At 70.6% G+C, this 24,269-nt stretch carries 14 protein-coding genes and 1 pseudogene; 8 read left to right on the forward strand and 7 right to left on the reverse strand.

Annotated elements, in window-relative coordinates; all coding sequences use genetic code 11:
• The 3 genes and pseudogenes from AC5Y5Z_RS02385 to iniC form a co-directional block, all read left to right on the forward strand.
• Positions 1-1,505 (forward strand): annotated as a pseudogene (locus tag AC5Y5Z_RS02385) (IniB N-terminal domain-containing protein); the annotation flags it as partial.
• Between the two features lie 103 nt (positions 1,506-1,608).
• Positions 1,609-3,450 (forward strand): dynamin family protein, encoded by a 1,842-nt coding sequence (locus AC5Y5Z_RS02390; protein ID WP_499923188.1) that lies wholly within the window; start codon positions 1,609-1,611, stop codon positions 3,448-3,450.
• Positions 3,447-4,940 carry an isoniazid-induced dynamin-like GTPase IniC gene (gene iniC, locus AC5Y5Z_RS02395; RefSeq protein WP_463825494.1) on the forward strand — a complete coding sequence of 498 codons (1,494 nt, stop codon included), beginning with the start codon at positions 3,447-3,449 and terminating at the stop codon, positions 4,938-4,940. Before AC5Y5Z_RS02390 ends, iniC begins: the two co-directional genes overlap by 4 nt.
• A gap of 4 nt (positions 4,941-4,944) precedes the next feature.
• Here iniC and AC5Y5Z_RS02400 read toward each other — a convergent pair whose 3' ends face one another.
• Positions 4,945-6,771, reverse strand: a complete 1,827-nt coding sequence (locus tag AC5Y5Z_RS02400) for an Hsp70 family protein (RefSeq protein ID WP_499923189.1) — start codon at positions 6,769-6,771, stop codon at positions 4,945-4,947.
• Positions 6,772-6,875: 104 nt separating this feature from the next.
• On the opposite strand from AC5Y5Z_RS02400, the gene AC5Y5Z_RS02405 reads away from it, so the two are divergent.
• Entirely contained in the window at positions 6,876-7,187 is a 312-nt protein-coding gene (locus AC5Y5Z_RS02405) for a hypothetical protein (RefSeq protein ID WP_499923190.1), read from the forward strand.
• A 262-nt stretch (positions 7,188-7,449) separates the two neighbouring features.
• Here the strand turns inward: AC5Y5Z_RS02405 and AC5Y5Z_RS02410 are convergent, their stop codons facing one another.
• The 4 genes from AC5Y5Z_RS02410 to AC5Y5Z_RS02425 form a co-directional block, all read right to left on the reverse strand.
• Positions 7,450-8,313, reverse strand: coding sequence for a hypothetical protein (locus AC5Y5Z_RS02410; RefSeq protein WP_499923191.1), 864 nt, complete (start codon positions 8,311-8,313; stop codon positions 7,450-7,452).
• 27 nt (positions 8,314-8,340) lie between these two features.
• The gene (locus AC5Y5Z_RS02415) at positions 8,341-8,913 is read right to left on the reverse strand and encodes a hypothetical protein (protein ID WP_463825498.1); all 573 of its coding nucleotides are present in this window, start codon (positions 8,911-8,913) and stop codon (positions 8,341-8,343) included.
• Positions 8,914-9,033: 120 nt separating this feature from the next.
• Entirely contained in the window at positions 9,034-10,464 is a 1,431-nt protein-coding gene (locus tag AC5Y5Z_RS02420; protein WP_499923192.1) for an amino acid permease, read from the reverse strand.
• A gap of 130 nt (positions 10,465-10,594) precedes the next feature.
• Entirely contained in the window at positions 10,595-11,287 is a 693-nt protein-coding gene (locus AC5Y5Z_RS02425; RefSeq protein ID WP_463825500.1) for a YoaK family protein, read from the reverse strand.
• Positions 11,288-11,622: 335 nt separating this feature from the next.
• Between AC5Y5Z_RS02425 and dnaK the strand changes: the two genes are divergently transcribed.
• From dnaK to AC5Y5Z_RS02445, 4 genes are read left to right on the forward strand one after another with little or no spacing between them, the layout of a single operon-like run.
• Positions 11,623-13,494 carry a molecular chaperone DnaK gene (gene dnaK / locus AC5Y5Z_RS02430; RefSeq protein ID WP_473139488.1) on the forward strand — a complete coding sequence of 624 codons (1,872 nt, stop codon included), beginning with the start codon at positions 11,623-11,625 and terminating at the stop codon, positions 13,492-13,494.
• On the forward strand, positions 13,491-14,141 hold the full coding sequence (grpE, locus tag AC5Y5Z_RS02435) for a nucleotide exchange factor GrpE (protein ID WP_463825502.1): 651 nt from the start codon (positions 13,491-13,493) through the stop codon (positions 14,139-14,141). Before dnaK ends, grpE begins: the two co-directional genes overlap by 4 nt.
• A 53-nt stretch (positions 14,142-14,194) precedes the next feature.
• Complete coding sequence (dnaJ, locus tag AC5Y5Z_RS02440) at positions 14,195-15,358, forward strand: molecular chaperone DnaJ (RefSeq protein WP_499923193.1); 1,164 nt, start codon at positions 14,195-14,197, stop codon at positions 15,356-15,358.
• The gene (locus AC5Y5Z_RS02445) at positions 15,358-15,741 is read left to right on the forward strand and encodes a heat shock protein transcriptional repressor HspR (protein WP_463825504.1); all 384 of its coding nucleotides are present in this window, start codon (positions 15,358-15,360) and stop codon (positions 15,739-15,741) included. The genes dnaJ and AC5Y5Z_RS02445 overlap by 1 nt, the downstream gene beginning before the upstream one ends.
• A gap of 17 nt (positions 15,742-15,758) precedes the next feature.
• On the opposite strand, the gene AC5Y5Z_RS02450 is transcribed toward AC5Y5Z_RS02445, so the two are convergent.
• Together AC5Y5Z_RS02450 and AC5Y5Z_RS02455 are read right to left on the reverse strand one after the other, a co-directional pair.
• The gene (locus AC5Y5Z_RS02450) at positions 15,759-16,919 is read right to left on the reverse strand and encodes an FAD-binding oxidoreductase (protein ID WP_499923194.1); all 1,161 of its coding nucleotides are present in this window, start codon (positions 16,917-16,919) and stop codon (positions 15,759-15,761) included.
• 98 nt (positions 16,920-17,017) lie between these two features.
• Positions 17,018-24,139, reverse strand: coding sequence for a PE family protein (locus AC5Y5Z_RS02455; protein WP_499923196.1), 7,122 nt, complete (start codon positions 24,137-24,139; stop codon positions 17,018-17,020).
• Positions 24,140-24,269: the final 130 nt, after the last annotated feature.

A 24,269-nucleotide genomic window follows, 5' to 3' on the forward strand; every position in this document is an offset into this window, starting at 1 on the left:
GCGGCATCGGTGGCCAGGTCGGTAACGGCATCGGTGGCCAGGTGGGTGGTGCCGTTGGTGCTGGTGGCCAGGTGGGTGGCGCTGTCGGTGTTGGTGGGCAGGCTGGTGGTGCCATCGGTGGGGGTCTTGGCGGTGGCATAGGTGCTGGTGCTCAGGCCGGTGGCGCTGTCGGTGGTGTTGTTGGTGGTCAGGCCGCTGCCGGTATCGGCGGCCAAGCTGCTGCCAGCGCCGCAGGGCACGCCGGTCTCGCCGGGCAAGCCGGCCTTGCCGGTCAAGCTGGTCTTGCCGGTCAAGCCGGCCTTGCCGGTCAAGCTGGTCTCGCCGGGCAAGCCGGCCTTGCCGGTCAAGCTGGTCTTGCCGGGCAAGCCGGCCTTGCCGGTCAAGCTGGTCTTGCCGGTCAAGCCGGCCTCGCCAGCCAAGCTGGTCTTGCCGGGCAAGCCGGCCTCGCCAGCCAGGCGGGCGTCGCTGGTCAAGCCGGTGTAGCCAGCCAGGCGGGCATCGCCGGCCAGGCCGGACTCGCCGGGCAGGCGGGCGTTACCAGCCAGGCGGCTCTCGCCGGTCAGGCCGCGGCAAGCCAACCCGCGTTGATCGCCAGCGAAGGCGCAGCGCTGAATGGTGCTGGTACTGCCCACGTCGGGGGACCGTTGGGCGGTGTCGGCGTCGGGGGTCAGGCCGGTGCTGCCGGTAGCGCCGGACTCGGTATCGGCGGCGGCGGAAATGCCCCCCTCAGTGGCCACCCGAACCCGCAACCGGCCGCTGCAACCGGTGCGGCCGGCGCAGGTGCCGGCGTCCAGGCGGGGCCCAGCGGTGCCGCAGCGACCGGAGCGGGCGGCGGCACAGTGGCCGGCGGTGCCACCGGACCCGGCGGCGTCGCGACGAACCCAGGCACCCACGGCGGGCCCGCGGCAGGCGGATACGGCGACATCCTCGGTCAGGAAGGAACCGTGCTCGGCGGCGGTGCCGGAGCGGGCGCCGGAGCCGCCGGTGGCGCAGGGTCAGGAGCTGGAGCTGGAGCTGGAGCTGGTGCCGGCGGTGGAGCTGGAGCGGGTGCCGGTGCTGCCGGTGGAGCCGGCGCAGGTGCGGGTGGCGTCGGCCCGAGTGAACACGGATCGACGGTCCCCGCAGGTCAGGGCCCGGTCATCCAAACCGGCGGTGCCGGCACCGGCGGTGCGGGCAGCACGACACCGGGCGGCCACGGCCCCGTCATCCAGACGCCAGGTGGGTCGACGGGTCACGAGACCACGCCGGGCGGTGCTCATCCGCCGGTGATCAACGCGCCGGCCCCGCACACCCCGACGCCGCAGACCGAGACGCCGACCCCGGCGCACCCGGCACCGGTCGAGCACGCTCCGACGCCCGCGCCGCAGCAGCACGAGCCGGTCCAGCAGCCGACCCACCACGAGCCGCAGAGCCCGTCGGTGTTCGGCCACGAGCCGGCCGGGCACACGCCGCCGGCGCACACCGAGCCGCAATCGCACGGTCCGGCTGAACACCACGGGTTCTGATTCGGCGACCTGACAGACAACCGGCGGGGACCTTCATGGTCCCCGCCGGTTTGTCCGCATAACGTGATCGGAAAGCACGCGATCAAGAAAGTGGGGCGGCGCGGTGACGCAAGCTGATGACCCGCGTCGGGTCAGCGTGATCGTCGAACTGATCGACCACACCGTCGCGATCGCCGAGCTGCACGGGCGCAGTGACATGGTGCAGCGCCTGCGACGGGCACGCGAGCGGATCAGCGACCCGCGAATCCGTGTGGTGATCGCCGGTCAGCTCAAACAGGGCAAAAGCCAACTCCTCAATTCGTTGCTGAATCTGCCGGTGGCACGGGTCGGTGACGACGAGGCCACCGTCGTGATCACAAGCGTGAGTTATGCGGCTCAACCATCAGCGCGACTCGTCGTCAAGGCCGGTCCCAACGGTGAAACCGCCGCCGTCGACATTCCGGTTGACGATGTCAACACCGATGTGCGCCAAGCGCCCCAGGTCGGCGGACGGGAAGTGATGCGGCTCGAGATCGGGGCACCCAGCCCGTTGCTGCAGGGCGGGTTGTCGTTCATCGACAGTCCCGGCGTCGGGGGCCACGGACAACCACACCTGTCGGCCACGCTCGGCTTGTTGCCCGATGCCGACGCGATCCTGATGGTCAGCGATACCAGCCAGGAGTTCACCGCACCCGAAATGTGGTTCCTGCGCAAAGCGTCGCAGATCTGTCCGGTCGGCGTGGTCGTGGCCACCAAGACCGACCTGTATCCGTACTGGCGGCAGGTCGTCAACACCAATGCCAACCACCTGCAGCGCGCGCGGGTCCCGATGCCGATCATCCCGGTGTCGTCGCTGCTGCGCAGTCACGCCGTGAGCCTCAACGACAAGGAACTCAACGACGAATCCAACTTCCCGGCGATCATCAAATTTCTGAGCGAGAAGGTGCTCACCCGCGAGACCGACCGGGTGCGCGACGAGGTGCTAGGTGAAATCCGCTCGGCGGCAGAGCAATTGACGATCACAGCCGGATCGGAACTGTCCTCGGTGAACGACCCGGCGCTGCGCGAACGCCTTGCCGACGACCTGGCCAGGCGAAAGAAGGAAGCCCAGGACGCACTCGAGCAGACCGCACTGTGGCAGCAGGTACTCAACGACGGGTTCACCGATCTGAGCAACGACGTGGATCACGACCTGCGCTCCAGGTTTCGCGCCGTCACCGACGACATCGAGCGTCAGATCGATGCGACGGACCCGACACTGCACTGGGCCGAGATCGGTGCCGACGCCGAGGATGCAATCGCCACCGCGGTCGGGGACAACTTCGTCTGGGCCTACCAGCGCGCCGAGGTGATGGCGCTCGACGTCGCCCGATCGTTCTCCGACGCTGGCCTCAACTCGGTCATGTCGCCCGAGCTCACCTCGCGGTTGATGGGCGGACACTTCGGTGAACTCAAGGCGCTGGCGGAGCTGGAAGCCAAGCCGCAGGGCAAGGGTCAGAAGGCGCTGTCCGGACTGCGGGGCTCCTACGGTGGCGTGGTGATGATCGGCATGTTGTCCTCGGTGGCGGGTCTGGGGCTGTTCAACCCGGTGTCGGTGGGCGCAGGGCTGCTGCTGGGTCGAATGGCCTACAAAGAGGAGAAACAGAGTCGGTTGTTACGGGCCCGGGCCGAAGCCAAAGCCAATGTGCGTCGGTTCGTCGACGAGGTTTCTTTCGTGGTGGGCAAGGAGTCGCGTGACCGGCTCAAGACGATCCACCGCACGCTGCGCGATCACTACCGTGGCATCGCGATCGAGCTCACCCGCTCGCTCAACGAATCGCTGCAGGCCACGGTCACCGCGGCGCACCTTGAGGATGTCGAACGCGACACCCGGGTCCGCGAGCTGGAACGCCAGCTGAACATCCTCGACCAGATCACCGACAACTTGAACAAGTTGCAAGCACCGGTGAGTCTCGGGAAACCGTGAGCACCAGCGACCGGGTCCGCGCGATTCTGGGCGGAACTATTCAGGCCTACCGGGGCGAACCGGCCTACCGCCAGCGTCCCGATGTCTTCTACGAACTGGAACGCATCGGGGCGCGCCTCAACGAGCCCATCCGAATTGCGCTGGCCGGCACGCTCAAAGCCGGCAAATCGACGTTGGTCAACGCCCTGGTGGGCGACGACATCGCGCCGACGGACGCGACGGAAGCCACCCGGATCGTGACGTGGTTCCGGCACGGCCCCACTCCGAAAGTCACCGCCAACCACCGTGGCGGACGGCGCAGCAACGTGCCGATCACGCACCGCGACGGGCTGAGCTTCGACCTGCGCCGGCTGGACCCCGTCGATGTGGTGGACCTGCACGTCGAGTGGCCCGCCGAGGAACTGACGCAGGCCACCATCATCGATACGCCGGGAACATCGTCGTTGACCCGGGAGGCCTCCGAGCGCACGCTGCGGCTGTTGGTCCCCGACGACGGTGTGCCCCGGGTGGATGCGGTGGTCTTCTTGCTGCGCACCCTCAACGCGGCCGACATCGCGCTGCTCAAGCAGATCGGCGGGCTGGTCGGGGGGTCGGCGGGCGCATTGGGCATCATCGGGGTGGCGTCGCGGGCCGACGAGATCGGTGCTGGTCGCATCGACGCGATGCTGTCGGCAAACGACGTGGCCAAACGATTCACCAGCGAGATGACTCAGACCGGCATCTGCCAGGCGGTGGTCCCGGTGTCCGGGTTGCTGGCGATGACGGCGCGCACCTTGCGGCAGGGCGAGTTCGTCGCGTTGTCGAAACTGGCCGGGTCCGATGCCACCGAACTCAACAGGGCGCTGCTCAGCGTCGACCGATTCGTGCGGCCGGACAGTCCGTTGCCGATCGACGCCGCCATCCGTGCGCAACTGCTGGAACGGTTCGGGATGTTCGGCATCCGGATCTCGATCGCGGTGCTGGCCGCCGGAGTCACCAGCGCGGCCGCACTGGCCGCTGAACTGCTGGAGCGCAGCGGGCTGGTGGCGCTGCGCAGGGTGATCGATCAGCAGTTCGCGCAGCGTTCGGACATGCTCAAGGCGCATACCGCTCTGGTGTCGCTGCGCAGGTTCGTCGAGACGCATCCGGTCATGGCCACACCGTACGTCATCGCCGACATCGATCCGCTGCTGGCCGACACCCACGCGTTCGAAGAACTTCGGTTGTTGAGTCTATTGCCCTCGCGCACAACGACTTTGAAAGAAGATGACATCGCTGCGCTGCGCCGGATGATCGGCGGCTCTGGCACCGACCCGGCGAGCCGACTGGGGGTGGACCCGCAGGAGTACGCGGCCAACCCGCACGTGGCTCAGCGGGAGGCGTTCGCCGCGGCGCAATACTGGCGCCGGCGCGCCGAGCATCCGCTCAACGATCCGTTCACCACCAGGGCGTGCCGTGCGGCGGTGCGCAGCGCCGAGGCGATGCTCGCGGAATTCTCCGCACGCCGCTAAACGCTCAGCCGCCGGGCGCCGCGCTGGTCGGCGGGACCGGTGCCGCGGTGGTCGGAGGGACCGGTGCCGCGCTGCTGGTGGGGGCCTGCGTGGTGGGCTGGGGTGCCGAGGTGGTCGGCGGGCTGCTGGTGGTGGGCCGCGTCGTGGTCGGCGCGGTAGTCGTGCTGGTGGACGGCGATGTCGTCGTGGTGGTCGTCGATGTCGTGGTCGTCGTCGACGTGCTGGACGAGGTGGTGGTGGGCGCCGTGGTGGTCGTGGTCTCCGTAGCCGTGGTCACCACGGTCGGGGGCGGCGTCACCACCGTCTGAGTGGGCAGGCCGTCCGAGCCGGTGGTGCTGGTGGTGAACGGCGGCGGCTGCGAGGTGATGGTGACGACCGGCTTGGTGCCCGTGTCGCCGACGGTGAGCGCCAGCACGACGGCGAGCAGTATCGCCGCGGCCGCACCGAACAGGCTCAACAAGATTGCCGGACGCCGGTACCAGGGCGGGAGCTCGGCTTCGTCGACGTCGGGCTCCTGCGGGGGACCGGTGTACCCGGGCGCAAGCACCGGCTCACCAGGACTGGTGTAGTCGGCGGGACCGGAGTAGGGGACCGGTTCCATCCCGGTGCCACTGTCTTCCGACCACGCCAGGGCGCGGTCGGTCTCGTTGCGGGCGTCCTCGGGAAACGCCTCGGTGGGCACCGCTCCGGTGGGTTCGGTCGTGGGCGCGGTAGGCGACGCCATGGTGGCGGCACCGGCGGCGCCGGCGGCCGCAGCGGCACCGACGATGCCGGTCGGCATGTCCACGGCGGGACCGATGCCCGTGGCCGCTCCCGCTGAGGTGCCCAGAGTGGCTGCCCCGATGGCCGCACTGAACAGCGGCTGCGGCGGGGTGAGGACAGGTACTCGCAGTCCTTCGGACAGACGTGTCGCGATCAGCGGGATGTTGGCGCCGCCGCCGACCGCCGCCACCGCAGAGAGCTGACCAATTCCGTTGCGCTGCAGTACTTCTCGAACCGTGCCGACGAAGCGGTCCAGCGGTGCGGTGAGGAGTTGTTCCAGATCGCTGCGGGAAAGGTGCTGAGCCCCTCCGGGGTTGCCGGTCGCGATGCTGGCCACTGTTGTCGCGGAGAGTTGTTCCTTGGCGGTCCGGCAGCTGCCGAGCATCCGCGTCACCGACCCCATCGAGGTCGCCGTGACGGAGAGGTTGGTGGTGTCGGCTCCGGGTGCGACGGTCAGCAAGTGGTTCAGGATGAGCTGGTCGATCTCGTCACCGGAAAGTTCGCTGTACCGGACCGTACTGCCGATCTGGTCGAAGTTTCCCCCGGCGTTGGCCAACGTGATGCTGGTGCCGCCGGCGCCGAAATCGCACACGGCTATGACGCCGCCGGTGGGGAACCCGGGCTGAGTGGCCAGCGCCGCCAGCGCCGCGGTGGCATCAGATACCAGCGTCGGCGTCCCGCCTTTGGCGGCGAGGTCCGGTTGGGCGAACAGTTCCTGACGCAGCGCGGCGACCTGGTTCTGCGACCAGTACGCAGGGACGGCGACGGTGATCGGGGTCCCGTAGCCGACGGTGCGGGCCATCGCCTCGAGCGCCTCGATGGTGAGTGCCTGGCCGAGGTATTTGGTGCCGTCGGCAGCGACCAGCGGCGACGGGTCACCGACCCGCTCGACAAAACCCCGCAGTACCAGGCCGGACTCGGTGAGGTTCGGGTTCTCGTCGGGCAGGCCGACTTCGGATTGCCGGTTGTCGAACAGCGTCAGTACCGGTGTGCGGGCGACCGGGGCGCTACCCGAGCGTGCCGCGACCAGGTTGGCCACCCCGATCGACAAGCCGAGCGGCTCGCTCATGTCCCCACCCCTGTGTCCGTTGTTTCGCTGACGGTCGACGGCCGTTCCCCACCATAGCCGCCCCGGATCCGACGGAGACGGGTCACAGGCCCGGCGGCAAATTGATGACAGTGGGTATCGACGGCAGCGTGATCTGCGACGGCAACCGCGGCAGGACACCGGATCTCGGGGATTCGGCCGGCGTCGTGGTAGGCGAGGCGGACGTGGTGGTCGGCGTCGTGGAAGTGGTCGTCTCGGTCGTCGTCGTCGTCGTCGTCGTCGTGGTGGTCGTGGTCGTGGTTGTCGTCGTGGTGGTGGTCGTGGTGGGGGACGTTGACGTAGCCGTCGTGCTCGTCGTCGTCGTCGGAGTGGTGGTTGTGGTAGTGGTGACCGAAGCCGGACTCGGGCGGCCCTGGGCCAGCAACACGATGCCGTAGATGATGAGCCCCAGCAGCACCGCGATCAGCACACCCCAGCCCACCAGGGCGAGAGGCTTACGCCAGCCGGGAGTGGGCTCGGGTTCCGGACCCTGGCCGTACGCCGGGACGCCGGTGGCGCCATAGCCGTAATTGCCGTGAACGGTCGGGTCGTTGGCGCCGTAATCCGGCGGGTCGTACCTGGTCACGGCTGCCGATGCTAGTTGTCAGAGCCTTGCCCAGAGCACAGCCACGCGGGCCCGTTGCCGATCGGTGACCTGACTCAGGGCAGCTTCGGCACCGTGATCGTGGGTCCGCCCGGAATCGTGATTGTCGGCGGCAGCGGCGGCAGTTGCGGCAGATGCGGGCCGCGATGGGTCGGTTGCTGTGTCGGCTGTTGGGGCGGCTGACTGCGAGGCGGGTTGTTCGGCGGTGCGGGTGCCGGGCTACTCGGCTCGCTCGGCTCTTCGCTGGACGACTCGGTAGTGGTGGTCGTCGTGCTAGTGGACTCACTGGTGGTGGTTGTCGTGGTGCTGGTCGTTGAGGAGGTGCTCGGTGCGGGAGCTGGGCTGGTGCCGCTGCCGAACAGTTGGCTGACGCCGTAGGCGATCAGGGCGAGCAGGATCAGCACCAACGCCGCCCACAGGGCGAGCGTCACGGGTTTGCGGTACCAGGGCCGTGCGTCGGCATTGGGGTCGTCGGAGTCCAGCGGTGCGAACTGGTCGGGCGGGGACCCCTCCACCGTCGGCTGGTACATCAGCGACGGGTCGCCGGGCGGATATTGCGACTCGGGGCCCAGTGGCGGTCTGCCCTCCACGGTCGGCTGGTGCATCAGCGACGGATCACCCGGCGGGTACTGGGCGCCGCCGGGCGGCGGGCCCTGGACGGTCGGCTGATACTGCGGACCGGAGGGCGGCGGACCTTGAACCGTGGGCTGATTCTGCGACGGGTTGCCGGGCGGCGGGCCCTGGACGGTGGGCTGGTGCTGTTGCGGCACCCCGGGAGGTGGGCCCTGCTGAGTCGGACCTTGATAGGGCCCGCCCTGCGGCGGCCTGCCGGCGGGCGGGCCTTGCGGCGGATGGCCGCCGAACCCCCCGTACTGGGTCGGCTGTTCGTTGAAGTCGTCAGGTGGGCCGTTGTTTGCCACGAGTCGATGGTATAGGTCGGCGGCCGGTCAGAACGTGCTGACCTTGTCGATGCTGACGAACATTCCGTGCCGGGTGCCGTTGTTCTCGAAACGCGTGCCGTCCTTGGTGGCGACGATCGTCCAGCCCTGCGCGTCGTAGGTCTTGTAGTCGATGGTGACGGTGGGGATGGCGCCGAGATTGCCCAGGATCCACTGCACGTTGCCGGCGGCGGTGATGTGCACCCCGTTGGCGTGCTCACCTTCCTGGATCGGCGAATTGGTGAACGGCGCCTCGCAGCCGACGCTCTCCTTATTGATCTGGCAGCGGGTGATGCCCGATTTTGTCTCGATGAAGACATAGCCGTTGTCGTCGGCCTTGAGCGGGATGGCGCCCGGCGCGGGGCTACTGGTGGTCCCGGGGTTGGTGGGTGGGAGCGCGACGGGGGAGGAGGTCGGCGCCAGCGGCGGGGGAACCGAGGGCCGGGGCGTGGGAAAAGTCGGTTCGGCCGGCCCATGACCGCCCGGGGCGGCGATCGGCCTGCCGTCAATCGTGGTGCTGCATCCGGCGACGAGCACGGCAACGGCCAGCAGGCCTAACCGTGCCTTCGGCAATAACCGCACGCGCTACTCCCTGCAATCTCAGATATCAGGAAGTCAGAGTAAGGGCGTGCGTACGCAAGTTGCTGCGGCGACGCGCGGTTGGAACGACGCCGTAGGCAAAGCGTTACCGCTACATGGTGCTCAGGCCGGGGGTGGCTCGTGCGCCGAGCGGGCATCAGCGGCGGCCCGCACCCGGTTTCGCACCAGGAACCAGCCGCCGACCAGCGCAGGAATGCCGAGCAGCATGGCCGCGATCATCCACTTGCCGTATTCCTTGTCGAACATCATCAGCACCAGCACACCCGCCAGGAACGCCAAGGTGACCCACCCGGTGTACGGCGAGAGCGGCATGCGGAACTTCGGCCGTTCGTGCTCACCGGCCTGCGTCAGCTTGTGAAAGCGCAACTGGCAGGCCACGATCGTCGCCCACGCCACGATCACGCCGGTGGCGGCGATGTGCAGCACGATCTCGAACGCGTGCTTCGGTGTGACCGCGTTCAGTCCGATTCCGAACAACCCGATTCCGGCGGTCAACAGAATGCCGCCGAACGGCACCCCGTTCTTCGACATCACACCGGTGAACTTGGGGCCGCTGCCGTTGATTGCCATCGACCGCAGGATCCGGCCGGTGGAGTAGAGACCGGCATTCAGGCTGGACAGCGCAGCGGTGAGCACCACCAGGTTCATCAGGTCGTCGCCCCAGGAGATACCGAGCTTGTTGAAGAACGTCACGAAGGGGCTTTCGCCGTCCTTGTATTCGGTGTAGGGCAGCAGCAGCGCCAGCAGGACGGTCGATCCGATGTAGAAGACAGCGATCCGGAACACCACCGAGTTGATCGCGCGCGGCATGATCTTCTCCGGATCCTCGGTCTCCCCGGCCGCGATGCCGACCAGTTCGATTGCGGCATAGGCGAATACCACTCCCGAGGTGACCAGTACCAGCGGCAGCAGGCCGGTCGGCAGCAGCCCGCCGTGGTCACTCCACAGCGACCAGCCGGTGTCGTGGCCGTCGACCTTGAACCGGCCGGCAAGGAAGACCGTGCCGACGATGAGAAACGTCACCAGCGCCAGCACCTTGATCAGCGCGGCCCAGAATTCCAGCTCCCCGAAGAGCTTGACCGAGATCAGGTTCATCGACAGCACCGCGATCAGCGCGATCAACGCCAACAGCCATTGCGGGATGACCTGGAACATGTGCCAGTAGCGGCAGTATTGCGCGATCGCGGTGGTGTCCACGATGCCGGTCATCGCCCAGTTCAGGAAGTACATCCAGCCGGCGGCGTACGCCACCTTCTCACCGAAGAACTCGCGCGCGTAGGACACGAACGAACCCGACGACGGCCGGTAGAGCACCAGTTCCCCGAGAGCGCGCAGGATGAGGAAGACGAAAACACCGCAGATTCCGAAGACGATGAACAGGCCCGGGCCTGCAGAGGCGAGTCGGCCGCCGGCGCCGAGGAACAGTCCCGTCCCGATTGCGCCGCCCAGGGCGATCATCTGAATCTGACGCTTCTTGAGCGCCTTGTGATACCCCTCGTCTTCGCGCTCCAGCGCATTAGCGGACGGTGTCATCCGGTTCCTTATCGCCGTAGCTACCGCGAAGTCTTGCGAGAATTGGAAGTCAGGCTATCTCACCAGCACGACGTGAGCGTGCCGTGTCAACCCGGCTGCCGCAATTCACCCGACCGGACTCGGGAGAGATTCAGACGGCGACCGCTTCAGCCGCCGGGACCTCGCGTGGCGCACGGCTCACTGCGACGTTCACGACACCCATGGTCAGGCAGATCACTGCGGGAACCGCCAGTGCGTAGCCGTCGAACTTCGCGCCCGCGAACAGGCCGGCGACCGCGCCGCTGATGAACATCAGCAGCGTGGTGGCAAGAATCGCCGCCTTCCACTTGTCGAATCCGTGCTCGCGGCTGCGGCCCAGCATTAACCCGAGGTCGGTGACGGTGCCGGTGAAGTGGGTGGTGCGGACCGCCATCCCGCGGAAGCTGGACGTCAGCCCGTTTTGCATGCCGAGCGCCGCCGCAGCGAAGAGCCCCTGCACCGCGGTCTCTTCGATGCCGAGCAGCGCGATCTCGTTCTTGTCCGCGGTGACGCCGGCGGCGGCTGCCAGCAGCAGGATGGCCTCGATGGTCAATACCGCCGCGTGCCGACGGGCCAGCGGCTGCCGATTCGATGACAGCAGCGTGCCGGCGACGGCCGCTCCCAGCAGAAAGCCCAGCAGAATCGCGCCGAGCACGTGGCTTTCGTAACGCCACGGGTGGGCGGTGTCCATGCCGATCTGGGTGGTGACACCGGTGAGGTTGCCGACCGGAACGGCCAAGGTCAGGATCGCCACCGCGTTCACCCAGCCGGCGATCAGCGCCAGCACCGCGCTGTAGGCCAGCATCCTGCCCTGCGCCGACAGGCCGCTCCTACGTACTTGCTCACTCGGCGCCATGCTGCTAGACACCCACTCCCCGTTCTGTACTTGCCCCGCCACAAATATAAGAGCCGACACGTAATTTATTTCGCGAATTCTGCGTTTTCATAGCGACTGCATACGGCGTATCCGGCGCCGCCCCGGGAACAAAGTTCGGCAGTCTGCCGTTAGCATGATCGACAAGTTGAGTGAACTAGACTCAAGTCCGAGTTGACAGCAAGGTGTCGGACGGAGCAGTCTTGAGCGGGGTTCACTCAGCATAGTGCAACAACGAAGCTCTACACATTCAGGAGGAAATCACTATGGCTCGTGCGGTCGGCATCGACCTCGGGACCACCAACTCCGTCGTCGCAGTTCTGGAGGGTGGCGACCCCGTCGTCGTCGCAAACTCCGAGGGCTCGCGGACGACGCCGTCCGTCGTCGCGTTCGCGCGCAACGGCGAAGTGTTGGTCGGCCAGCCCGCCAAGAATCAGGCGGTCACTAACGTCGACCGCACCATCCGATCAGTGAAGCGCCACATGGGCACGGACTGGTCGGTCGACATCGATGGCAAGCAGTACACCGCGCCGGAGATCAGCGCCCGGGTGCTGCAGAAGTTGAAGAGGGACGCCGAGGCCTACCTCGGTGAGGACATCGCCGACGCGGTGATCACCGTTCCCGCCTACTTCAACGACGCCCAGCGTCAGGCGACCAAGGACGCCGGCCAGATCGCCGGCCTCAACGTGCTGCGCATCGTCAACGAGCCGACCGCGGCCGCGCTGGCCTACGGCCTGGACAAAGGCGAGAAAGAACAGACCATCCTGGTCTTCGACCTCGGCGGCGGCACCTTCGACGTGTCATTGCTCGAGATCGGCGAGGGCGTCGTCGAGGTGCGTGCCACCAGCGGTGACAACCACCTCGGCGGCGACGACTGGGACCAGCGCGTCGTCGACTGGCTGGTGGAGAAGTTCAAGGGCACCAGCGGCATCGACCTGACCAAGGACAAGATGGCCATGCAACGGCTGCGTGAAGCCGCCGAGAAGGCCAAGATCGAACTCAGCTCGAGCCAGAGCACCTCGATCAACCTGCCCTACATCACCGTCGACGCGGACAAGAACCCGCTGTTCCTCGACGAGCAGCTCACCCGGGCCGAGTTCCAGCGCATCACTCAGGATCTGCTGGACCGCACCCGCAAGCCGTTCCAGTCGGTCATCGCCGACGCCGGCATCTCGGTGGGCGACATCGACCACGTGGTTCTGGTCGGTGGCTCGACCCGTATGCCCGCGGTCACCGACCTGGTCAAGGAGATGACCGGCGGCAAGGAGCCCAACAAGGGCGTCAACCCCGACGAGGTTGTCGCCGTGGGCGCCGCTTTGCAGGCGGGCGTCCTCCGGGGCGAGGTCAAAGACGTTCTGCTGCTTGACGTCACACCGCTGAGCCTGGGTATCGAGACCAAGGGCGGCGTGATGACCAAGCTGATCGAACGCAACACCACGATCCCGACGAAGCGCTCGGAAACCTTCACCACGGCCGACGACAACCAGCCGTCGGTGCAGATCCAGGTCTTCCAGGGGGAGCGGGAGATCGCGTCGCACAACAAGCTGCTCGGCAGCTTCGAGCTGACCGGGATCGCACCCGCCCCGCGTGGTGTCCCGCAGATCGAGGTCACCTTCGACATCGACGCCAACGGCATCGTGCACGTCACGGCCAAGGACAAGGGCACCGGCAAGGAGAACACCATCCGCATCCAGGAGGGGTCCGGCATCTCGAAGGAAGAGATCGACCGGATGATCAAGGACGCTGAGGCGCATGCGGACGAAGACCGCAAGCGTCGCGAGGAAGCCGACGTGCGCAACCAGGCCGAGACGCTGGTCTACCAGACGGAGAAGTTCGTCAAAGAACAACGCGAGGCCGAAGGTGGCTCGAAGGTGCCCCAGGACACGCTGAGCAAGGTGGAAGCCGCGGTCGGCGACGCGAAGTCGGCGCTGGCCGGCGACGACATCTCCGCGATCAAGTCGGCTATGGAGAAACTGGGCCAGGAGTCCCAGGCGCTGGGTCAGGCCATCTACGAGGCCGCCCAGGCTGAGGGCGGCGCGGCCGGCGGCGGGCAACCCGGCGGCGGCTTCGATCAGGCCGGCGGGCCCGACGACGTGGTGGACGCGGAGGTGGTCGACGACGACCGGGAGTCCAAGTGACCGGAACTCACGACAACCAGCCGGAGCCGGTGACCGTCACCGACAAGCGCCGGATCGATCCCGAGACGGGCGAGGTACGCGACGTTCCTCCTGGCGCTTCGGCGCCAGGAGGGTCCGGCCCGGCCGAGTCCTCCACCAAGGTGGCCGAGCTGACTGCTGACCTGCAGCGCGTGCAGGCCGATTTCGCCAACTACCGCAAGCGGGCACTGCGCGACCAGCAGGCCGCGGCCGATCGGGCCAAGGCCAACGTCGTCAGTCAACTGCTGGGCGTGCTCGACGACCTGGACCGGGCGCGCAAGCACGGCGACCTGGAATCGGGGCCGATGAAGTCGGTCGCGGACAAGCTGACGAATGTGCTGACCGGGCTCGGGCTCACCGAATTCGGCGCCGAAGGCGAGGATTTCGACCCTGCCCTGCACGAAGCGGTGCAGCACGAGGGCGACGGTGGGCCGAATTCCAAGCCGGTGATCGGCACCGTGATGCGGCAGGGCTACCAGCTCGGCGATCAGGTGCTGCGGCACGCGATGGTCGGTGTGGTCGACACCGTCGTCGACGAGACCGCCGCGGCGGAGTCGGATCCATTTGCCAGCATTCTGGAATCCGAGCCGGCCGACACGGCGGATAACCCCGGCACTCAGGCGCAGTAGGGCACAGAATCAGGAACATCGGAAATGAAGACAAGGTAAGGAGGTGACGCGAAGTGGCTCAGCGTGAATGGGTCGAGAAGGACTTCTACAAGGAGTTGGGCGTTGCCTCCGATGCCGACGCCAAAGAGATCAAGACCGCATACCGCAAGTTGGCCTCGGACCTGCATCCGGACAAGAACCCGGCCGGAGCCGAACGGTTCAAGGCGGTTTCGGAGGCCTACAGCGTCCTGTCCGACGAGGCCAAGCGCAAGGAATACGACGAGACCCGCCGGTTGTTCGCCGGCGGCGGCGGCTTCGGCGGCCGTCGCTTCGACACGGGCGGGTTCGGCGGCGGTGACGGTGCCGAGTTCAACCTGAACGACCTGTTCGACGCCGCCGGCCGGTCCGGCGGCGCCAACATCGGCGACCTGTTCGGTGGCCTGTTCGGCCGCGGCGGCAGCACGCCGCGGCCCAGCCGGCCCCGGCGCGGGAACGACCTGGAAACCGAGACGGAACTGGATTTCGTCGAGGCCGCCCAGGGCGTCGCGATGCCGTTGCGGCTGACCAGCCCGGCACCGTGCACCAACTGCCACGGCAGTGGCGCACGGCCCGGCACCAGCCCCAAGGTGTGTCCGAACTGCAACGGCGCCGGCGTGATCAACCGCAATCAGGGCGCGTTCGGCTTCTCCGAACCCTGCACCGAGTGCCGGGGCAGCGGCTCGATCATCGAGCACCCCTGTGAGGAGTGCAAAGGCACCGGCGTCACCACCCGCACCCGCACCATCAATGTGCGGATCCCGCCGGGCGTCGAGGACGGTCAGCGGATCAGGCTGGCCGGCCAGGGCGAGGCCGGGCTGCGCGGCGCGCCGTCCGGGGACCTCTACGTCACCGTGCACGTGCGGCCCGACAAAGTCTTCGGCCGCGACGGTGACGACCTCACCGTGACAGTGCCGGTCAGCTTCACCGAGTTGGCTTTGGGCTCGACGCTTTCGGTGCCGACGCTGGACGGCAAGGTCGGTGTCCGGGTGCCCAAAGGCACCGCCGACGGACGCATCTTGCGGGTGCGCGGACGCGGCGTGCCCAAGCGCAGTGGCGGTAGCGGCGACCTGCTCGTCACCGTCAAGGTGGCGGTGCCGCCGAACCTGGAAGGCGCCGCCCAAGAGGCGCTGGAAGCCTACGCGGCCGCCGAGCGGGCCAGCGGATTCGATCCGAGGGCAGGTTGGGCAGGTAATCGCTGATGGCGGCCAAGAAGGGCGAGGAAGCGCGGACGTTTCTGATCTCGGTGGCCGCCGAGCTGGCCGGTATGCATGCGCAGACGCTGCGCACCTACGACCGGCTCGGGCTGGTCAGCCCGCAGCGCACTCCCGGCGGCGGGCGCCGCTATTCCGAGCACGACGTGGACCTGCTACGCGAGGTGCAGCGACTGTCCCAGGACGAAGGCGTTAACCTCGCCGGCATCAAACGCATCATCGAGCTGACCAACCAGGTCGATGCCCTGCAGTCCCGGCTGAAGGAATTGGCCGAAGAGGTGGCGGCGTTACGTGCCAACCAGCGCCGCGAGGTCGCGGTGGTGCCCAAGAGCACGGCGCTGGTGGTCTGGCAGCCGCGCTCGCGCCGTTGATGCGTCAGGCTCAGGGTCTAGCGCGACAACGGATCGTGCTGAATGCGGTCGGGCGGCGCGCCTTTGGCGATCAGCGCCGCTCGGGTGGCTGCAACCATGCCGGGTCCGCCGCAGATCAGGATCTGCCGGTCACCCCAGCTGCCGTACCTGGCGACGACGTCGGGCAGTCGTCCGGTCTGACGGACGTGCAGTCCGCGTGGCGGCGACGGGTCCGGGTAGTCGGCCGCCCACGGCGGGTCCCGGTTGTATTCCGACACCGGCGATACCGACAACCACGGGTTGTGTGCGGCCACCTGCCATAACGTCCGCAGGTCGTAGAGCTCGCACGGGTAGCGGGCGCCGAAGAACAGGTGCACCCGCGGATTCTCGGCGAACCGGCACAGGTCCATGATCAGTGCGCGCAGCGGGGCCAGCCCGGTGGAGCCGGCGACCATCAGCACGTCGTCGCCGCCGCGGTCGACGTGCAGGCCGCCGTGCGGGCTTGACAACCGCCACCGGTCGCCGGCCCGGGTTTCGGTGACGACGGCGTTGCTGACCAGGCCGCCCGGCACCACGCGGACGTGGAACTCGACCCCACCGTCGGGATCGGCGGGTATGGCGGGGGACAGGTATCGCCAGCGGCGCGGGCACTGCGGTATCTGCACGTTGACGTACTGCCCGGGGTGGTGCTGCAGCGATCGGTCCAGGCGCAGCCGCACGACCGCGAGATCGCGCGACACCCGGGTGTGTTCGATGACTGTTCCGTCCCACCAGGCAGGAGCGTCCTCGGAGTCCGCGGCCCCACTCATCACTCCGGCAAACAGGTTGAGCGACTGATCGGCGGCCTCGGCGATCGCGTCGGTCCATCCGCCGTCCAGGTGGCTGCGCAAGGTCGCATGCAGCGCGCGTCGCAGCGTCGCGTAGTGGGCCGGCAGCACCCCGTACTTGCGGTGGTCGCGGCCCAATTGGGCCAGGAAGGCCACCGGCTCGTCGGCGCGCTGGGCGATCAGTTCGCCGTAGAGCCAGTGCATCGCGTGCGCGAAAGCAGCGCGCTGGCTCGCCATATCGGGGGGAAACAGGTCGCGGACGCCGGGGTCCAGGGCGAACCAGTGGGTGTAGAAGCGGTGGACGACATCGGTGTCGCCGGGCTTGAACGCGTCCCGCAACACCTGTAGAGATTCCCGGTCGTCAAGGCCCACGGGACCCGATTCTAGGTACCTAGCGGTCCACTCTGTCGCCGAGCGCGCTCACCAGTCGCGGGAGGTCTGGCGCCGCGTCGACCCGATATCACCGGGTGCTATGCCGGCCCACCTACGCCTCCGGCCCCACCGGTCCCACCGCCAACCCCGGTCGGAATCGTTCCGGACTGGCCCTCGCCACCCTTCCCGCCCTGGCCGGGGCCGCCGTTGCCACCGTCGCCCCCCTCGCCTCCGAAGGTGTTATAGAACGCGTTGCCTTCACCTCCGGATCCACCGGTGCCACCGTTACCGCCGGCTCCGCCGGGGCCGGCACCGGCTCCGCCGTTGCCCCCGTCGCCCCCGTCACCGCCATCGCTGTCGGCGCCGGAGAACCAGCCGAAACCGCCGCGGCCACCGTCGCCACCCCGGCCCTTGACGGCGTTGCCGCCGGTTCCGCCGTTGCCGCCGTTACCGCCGGGGGCCTGACCGGGGATCGGCATGCCGCTGAACGGAACACTCGCGACGCCGGCGGAGTTGCCCGATCCGCCGGTGCCACCGGCACCTCCGGCGACGATGCCGTCGCCGCCGGCTCCGCCGTTGCCGCCGTTCCCGCCGGCTGCGCGGGTGTGGCTCGACCCGCCGGTCCCACCTTGGCCGCCGTTCCCCCCGGCGCCACCGATGTAACCGTCTCCACCCCGGCCGCCGTTGCCACCGGTACCACCGGACGCATCAGCTTTGCTGATGTTGAGGTTGATGGTGGAATTGCCACCCGTTCCGCCGGCGCCGCCTTTGCCGCCGGTGACGGTCGTGCTGCCCTGGCCACCGGCGCCGCCGGTGCCGCCCGTGCCGCCCGGACCGTAGTTGCTGTCGCCTCCGGTTCCACCGGCGCCGCCGGTTCCGGCAGTGCCGGCAGCACCCCCGCCCACGCCTGGGGTGCCGGCTTTGCCGCCCGTGCCACCGGTGCCACCGGTGCCCGGACCCTGGGTGCTGGTTGCTGCGGCGCCGGTGCCACCATTTCCGCCTGTTCCACCGGTGCCGGCAGTGCCGCCGACGCCGTTGTGGCCCGCTGCGCCGGCACCGGTCCCTGTTTTGCCGCCAGTACCGCCCTGCCCGCCGTCGCCACCCGTACCGCCCTGGCCGGCTGCGATGGGTGTGGTGCCCTGCGCACCGGGACCGCCCTGCCCGCCCGGGCCGCCCTGACCGCCTTGGCCGCCCTGGCCGCCGTCGCCGTTGGTGCCGCCGACACCCGCGGTGCCGCCGTTGCCACCCTTGCCGCCCATGCCGCCGGTGCTGCCCTTGCCGCCAGTGCCGCCGGGCTGGGTGGCATCGATGCCGGCGGCACCGGTGCCACCCTGACCACCCTGGCCCCCGGTACCTCCGGCGCCGGCGTTGCCCCCGGCCGCGGCGGTGCCGGCCGCCCCGCCGTTGCCGCCCGTTCCTCCGGTACCGGGCAGCAGGCCGCTGCTGCCGGATGCACCCTGGCCGCCGATGCCACCGGTGCCGCCGGTGCCCGCAGTGCCGCCGGTACCGTTGCTGCCCGCTGCTCCGGCACCGGTGCCGGCCTGACCGCCGGAATTGCCCTGGCCACCATTGCCGGCCTGGCCACCTTGGCCGCCCTGACCGCTGTCGCCGCCGCCGACCGGAGTGGCGCCCTGCGTCCCTAGGCCGCCTGCGCCGCCGGTGCCGCCGGTGCCGCCCTGGGCGCCCTGGCCACCGTCGCCGTTGGTCCCGCCGATGCCCGCGTTGCCGCCGTTTCCGGCCAGGCCGGCGTTACCGCCGTGGCCACCGGTCCCCCCGGTGCCGGGCCCGTTGGTCCCATCACCGGCCGCGCCTCGGCCGCCCGTGCCGCCGGTGCCGCCCTGTCCGCCGGCGCCTCCGTCACCGCCGTCGCCGACGGTGCCGGCACCGACACCGGCCAGGCCGCCGGTGCCACCCTGGCCCCCGTTGCCGCCTCGGCCGCCCATTCCGCCCTGACCATTGGTGCCGCCGATCGGTGCAGCGCCTTGCGCGCCAGCACCACCGGTGCCGCCTTGGCCGCCCTGACCACCGGTGCCGCCCAGGCCGCCGTCGCCGTTGGAACCGCCGATTTCTGCCTGGCCACCGGTACCAGCCAATCCGGCGGCGCCTCCGGTGCCTCCGTCACCGCCGGTGCCGGCGCCCTGGGTGGCCGTGCCGGCGGCACCCGTGCCACCGAGACCGCCTGCGCCACCGGTGCCCGCCGTGCCGCCGGTGCCGCCGCCGCCCACTTCGCCGGCGCCGGCGCCGGCGATGCCGCCTTCGCTGCCCGTGCCACCGGCACCACCCCGGCCGCCGGTGCCGCCCTGAGCAACGGTTCCGCCGGCGGGTGCGGCGCCCTGGGCGCCGTTGCCACCTTGGCCGCCCTGGCCGCCGGTGCCACCCTGGCCGCCGTGGCCACCGTCGCCGTTGGCGCCGCCGATGGTCGCCGCGCCGCCCGCGCCGGCCTGTCCAGCGGAGCCACCAACGCCGCCGGTGCCGCCGGTGCCGGGGCCCTGGGTGGCGGTGCCGTTGGCACCCCGTCCGCCGAGCCCACCGGTGCCGCCGGTGCCCCCGGTGCCGCCGTCGCCGCCATCACCCACGGAACCAGCGCCGGTACCGGCCACGCCACCCTGGCTGCCTTGGCCGCCGGTGCCACCCGCTCCGCCGACTCCGCCTTGGGCGTCGGTACCTCCAACGGGGCTGCTGCCTTGCAAGCCGGTGCCGCCCAGGCCGCCGGTGCCACCTTGCCCGCCCTGGCCGCCGTGGCCGCCGTCGCCGTTGGCGCCGCCGATGGTCGCCGTGCCGCCCGCGCCGGCCTGTCCAGCGTTGCCACCGACGCCGCCGGTGCCGCCGGTGCCGGGTCCCTCGGTCAGCGTGGCGGTGGCGCCGTTGCCGCCGTTGCCGCCCTGGCCGCCGCTGCCGCCGGTGCCGCCGGTGCCGCCGTTGCCAACTGTGCCGGCACCGGTACCCGCCTCGCCGCCCTGGCTGCCCTGGCCGCCGGTACCACCTGCGCCGCCCTGGCCACCCTGACCGTTGAGTCCGCCACCGGTAGGCTTGGTCCCTTGCGTACCGGTGCCGCCGTTCCCGCCTCTGCCGCCGGTACCGCCCTGGCCGCCGTGGCCGCCGTGGCCGTTGGATCCGCCCGCGACTGCCTCTCCGCCGTCGCCGGCCTTGCCCGCGGCACCACCGGTTCCACCAGTTCCGCCGGTACCGGGGCCCTCAGCACCGGTGACGTTGGCGCCTCGGCCACCGAGGCCTCCGGTGCCACCGGTGCCGGCGGTACCGCCGACACCCCCATCGCCCGCTGCGCCGGCGCCGGAACCGGCCTTGCCGCCCACGCCGCCCGCACCGCCGGTGCCACCGTCACCGCCTTGGCCCCCCTGGCCACTGGTGCCGCCGCCGACCGGTTCAATTCCTTGTGCGCCAGCACCGCCAGTGCCACCGTCACCGCCTTGACCACCCTGGCCGCCTTGACCGCCGTCACCGTTGGCGCCGCCGACACCGGCCGCGCCACCCCGGCCGCCCTGGCCGCCATCGCCGCCACCGGTGCCGGTGCCACCGGTGGCGCCGGGGCCGGTGGCGTTGACGCCTTTGGCGCCATCGCCGCCCTGACCACCCATGCCTCCGGTGCCGCCGGCCCCCGCGCTGTCCGCGCCGGCATTGGTGCCTGCGGCGCCGGCTTTGCCGCCGGTTCCGCCGGTGCCGCCCTTACCGGCACTCGTGGTGCTGGTGGCTGCTGCGCCTTCGCCGCCAGTTCCGCCGGTTCCGCCGGTTCCTGCCGTGCCGCCGTTGCCGGAATTGCCCGCTGTCCCGGCACCAGAACCCGCGTTGCCGCCTTGCCCGCCGGTGCCGCCGGTGCCACCTTCACCACCGAGGCCGCCCTGGCCGCTGTTGCCGCCGCCGGCCGGTATGGTGCCGTGCGCGCCGTCGCCGCCGGTACCGCCGGAACCGCCGGTGCCGCCTTGACCGCCCCGGCCGCCATCGCCGTTCGTCCCGCCGGTGCCGGCCGCGCCTCCGGTACCGCCTTTGCCACCCATTCCACCCTCGTCGCCGGAACCACCTGTGGAACCGGCCGCTATGCCGTTGTTGCCCTTGTGGCCGGTGCCACCTTGGCCGCCCTGACCGCCGGTTCCCCCGGTGCCGGCGTTGCCCGTGCTCGAACCAGCTCCGGCGGTGCCGGCGTTGCCTCCACTACCACCGGTGCCACCGGTGCCAGGGCCATCGATGCTGGTAGCAGCGGCGCCTTGGCCGCCGTGACCGCCGGTGCCGCCGGTGCCGGCGGTGCCACCGACACCGGTGTTGCCTGATGCGCCGGCACCCGCTCCGGCGCTGCCACCCTGTCCGCCGTTGCCGCCCTGACCACCGCTGCCGCCCAGCCCACCTTGGCCGAGGGAGCCACCACCGGTCGGGCTGATCCCCTGGGCGCCGTCGCCGCCGGTACCGCCGGTGCCGCCGGAGCCGCCTCGGCCTCCGTTGCCCCCGTTGCCGTTGGTGCCACCGATGCCCGCGGCGCCCCCGGTGCCGCCATTACCACCCGACCCGCCGGTGGACCCGGAGCCACCGGCGCCCCCGGGGTCGGTTGCGTTCGCGCCGGAGTGTCCGGTGCCGCCGGTGCCTCCTGTCCCGCCGTTGCCGCCGGTGCCGGCGTTACCGCTAACGCCTGCGCTGCCGACCCCTTGCCCGGCGAGGCCGCCGCCGCCGGCCGCCCCGCCGGTGCCGCCGCTGCCGCCGTCGCCTGCGGCGGCGCTGCTGGTGCCGGTGATTCCGGTGCCACCCTGACCGCCGTCGCCGCCCTTGCCGCCCTGGCCGCCGTTGCCGTTAGTGCCGCCGGTGCCGGCCGCTCCGCCATCGCCGCCCTGGCCACCCTGGCCACCCTGGTAGCCGGTGGCGTCGCTGCCGTTGGCGAGTGTGGCGTGGTGCCCGACGTCGCCCTTGCCGCCGGTGCCACCCACACCCCCGGCGCCTCCGGTGCCCGCCGCACCTTGGACGCCGGCCGAACCGGCGCCGGTGCCGGCCAGACCACCGTCACCGGCCTGCCCACCGGTGCCGCCGGTGCCGCCGGTGCCACCGGCGCTGTTGTTGCCGGTGATTCCGATGCCGCCCTGGCCGCCCTGTCCACCGTTGCCGCCGCGTCCGCCGTTGCCGTTGGTAGCACCGGCGCCGGCCGCTCCGCCCTGGCCGCCCTGGCCACCCTGGCCGCCCTGGTAGCCGGTGGCGTCGCTGCCGTCAGCCTTCGTCGCGGCCGGACCGGTGCCGCCCTGGGCGCCGTCGCCACCGACGCCGCCGGTGCCGCCGTTGCCGTGATTACCGCCGTCACCGCCGCGGCCGCCGGCTGCGCCGGACGCTCCGGCGACGGTGGCATCGGCACCCTTGCCGCCGGTTCCACCATTGCCGGTGCTGGTGGGAGACTGCCCGCTGAGGCCCTGTGCACCGGTGGCGGACCCGTTGCCGCCCAAGCCGCCGGCACCGCCGTCCCCGGTGTCGCCGCCCTGTCCACCGGTGCCGCCGACGCCGGCGTTGGTCGTCCAGCTGCCGTCACCGCCCTTGCCGCCGTCGCCGGCGGTACCGCCCTGTCCGCCGACGCCGCCACCGCCGCCTCTGCCCGCCACGGCGACGTTGCCGTGCGCGTCGCTGCCGCCGTCGCCGCCGTCACCACCTTGACCGCCAAAGCCGCCACTTCCGCCATTGCCACCGGTCTTGCCGGTCTCACCTGCACCGGTGGCGTTCGCGCCAGTCATGCCCGCGCCCCCGGTACCACCGGTGCCGCCGGTGCCGCCGTCACCACCCTTGCCGCCGCTGCCGCCCAGGGCACCGCCATCACCGCCTTGTCCACCGCGGCCACCGAGACCGCCGGTAGCGCCGGTGGTACCGGACTGACCCGGAGCAGACCCGTCGGCGCCCGGACCGCCCTGCGCACCGGCGCCGCCGGTGCCGCCGGTGCCGCCGGTGCCGTAGTTGCCCCCGTTGCCGCCCCGCCCGCCTGCGGCTCCCGTCCCGCCTATCGCGGTGGCATCGGCACCCTTGCCGCCGGTGCCACCGCTGCCGCTGTCGGTGGGAATCTGCCCGTTGAGGCCTTGCGCGCCGGGCTGGGACCCTGCGCCGCCCGCGCCGCCCGTGCCGGCCGTGCCGGTATTGCCACCCTGTCCACCGGCGCCCCCGACGCCGTTGTTATACGCCCATGTGCCCTCGCCGCCCGTGCCACCGCGACCGGCCGTGCCGGCATCACCGCCATTACCGCCCCGGCCGCCGGCTCCCTGGATCCCGTCGCCACCGATCAGCCCGCCGGCACCGCCGGCACCGCCGTAGCCACCTTTCCCGCCGGAGGCACCGTTGCCGCTGTCGCCGCCGGTGCCACCGTCGAGGCCAGGGGTGAGCTGGTTGGCACCGGCCGCACCGTCGCCACCGGCGCCGCCGACGCCGCCGGCGCCTCCTGCCCCGCCGGCCCCGCCAGCCCCGACCAACATGCCGCCGGCGCCGCCTGCGCCGCCGTTGCCACCCGTCCCGCCCGCCGTGCCCGAGCCGGCAGTTGACCCGGAGATACCCGGGGTACCGGCCTGGCCCTCGCCGCCGGCCCCGCCGACGCCGCCGGGTCCGATGAACCAGGCGCGACCGCCCGCCCCGCCGGCGCCGGCGGCCACCCCGCCCGCCCCGATGCCGCCGGCTCCACCGGCCCCGCCACCGCCGTACAGCCAGCCGCCGCTACCGCCCTGCCCACCGGATGCGCCCGCGCCGCCGGCGCCACCGCTACCGCCGTTGCCGATCAGGCCCGCGGCACCGCCGGCGCCCCCGGGCAGACCCGCGGTGGTCTGCGAGTAACCGTTGCCGCCGTTGCCCCACAACAACCCTCCCGGGCCGCCGTCGGGGCTGGTCGCAGTACCCCAGGCGCCGTTGCCGATCAGCGGCCGGTTCAGTAACTGCTGGGCAGGCGCGTTGATCGCATTCAGGGCTGCCTGCAGCGGCGACACATTTGCGGCCTCGGCCCCCATATAAGCGCCGGCCGCGGTGGTCAGCGTGTGGCAGAACTGGCTGTGGAACAACGACGCCTGCGCGCTCAACTCCTGATATTCGCGCCCGAGGGTGCCGAACAGCGCGGCGACCGCAGCCGACACCTCATCCAGTCCGGCCGCCGCCACCGCGGTTGTCGGCGCCGCCGCCAACCCGGTGGCCGCGCGCAGCGAACTTTCGATGCCGGCGAGATCCGTCGCCGCCCAGGACAAAACGTCCGCATTGACCATGATTGACATCGTGAAAAACCCTCCAACACCAGGTACTTCCGCGGACAGGTAGGCAGGAATCGACGGACACGTTACGCAGCGAACCGTTTTTGGGAAGGGCATTTCGCAAACTCGTTTTTGGAGCATCGGCTCCCCAAGA

It is taken from the genome of Mycobacterium sp. NGS29 (assembly GCF_059812965.1).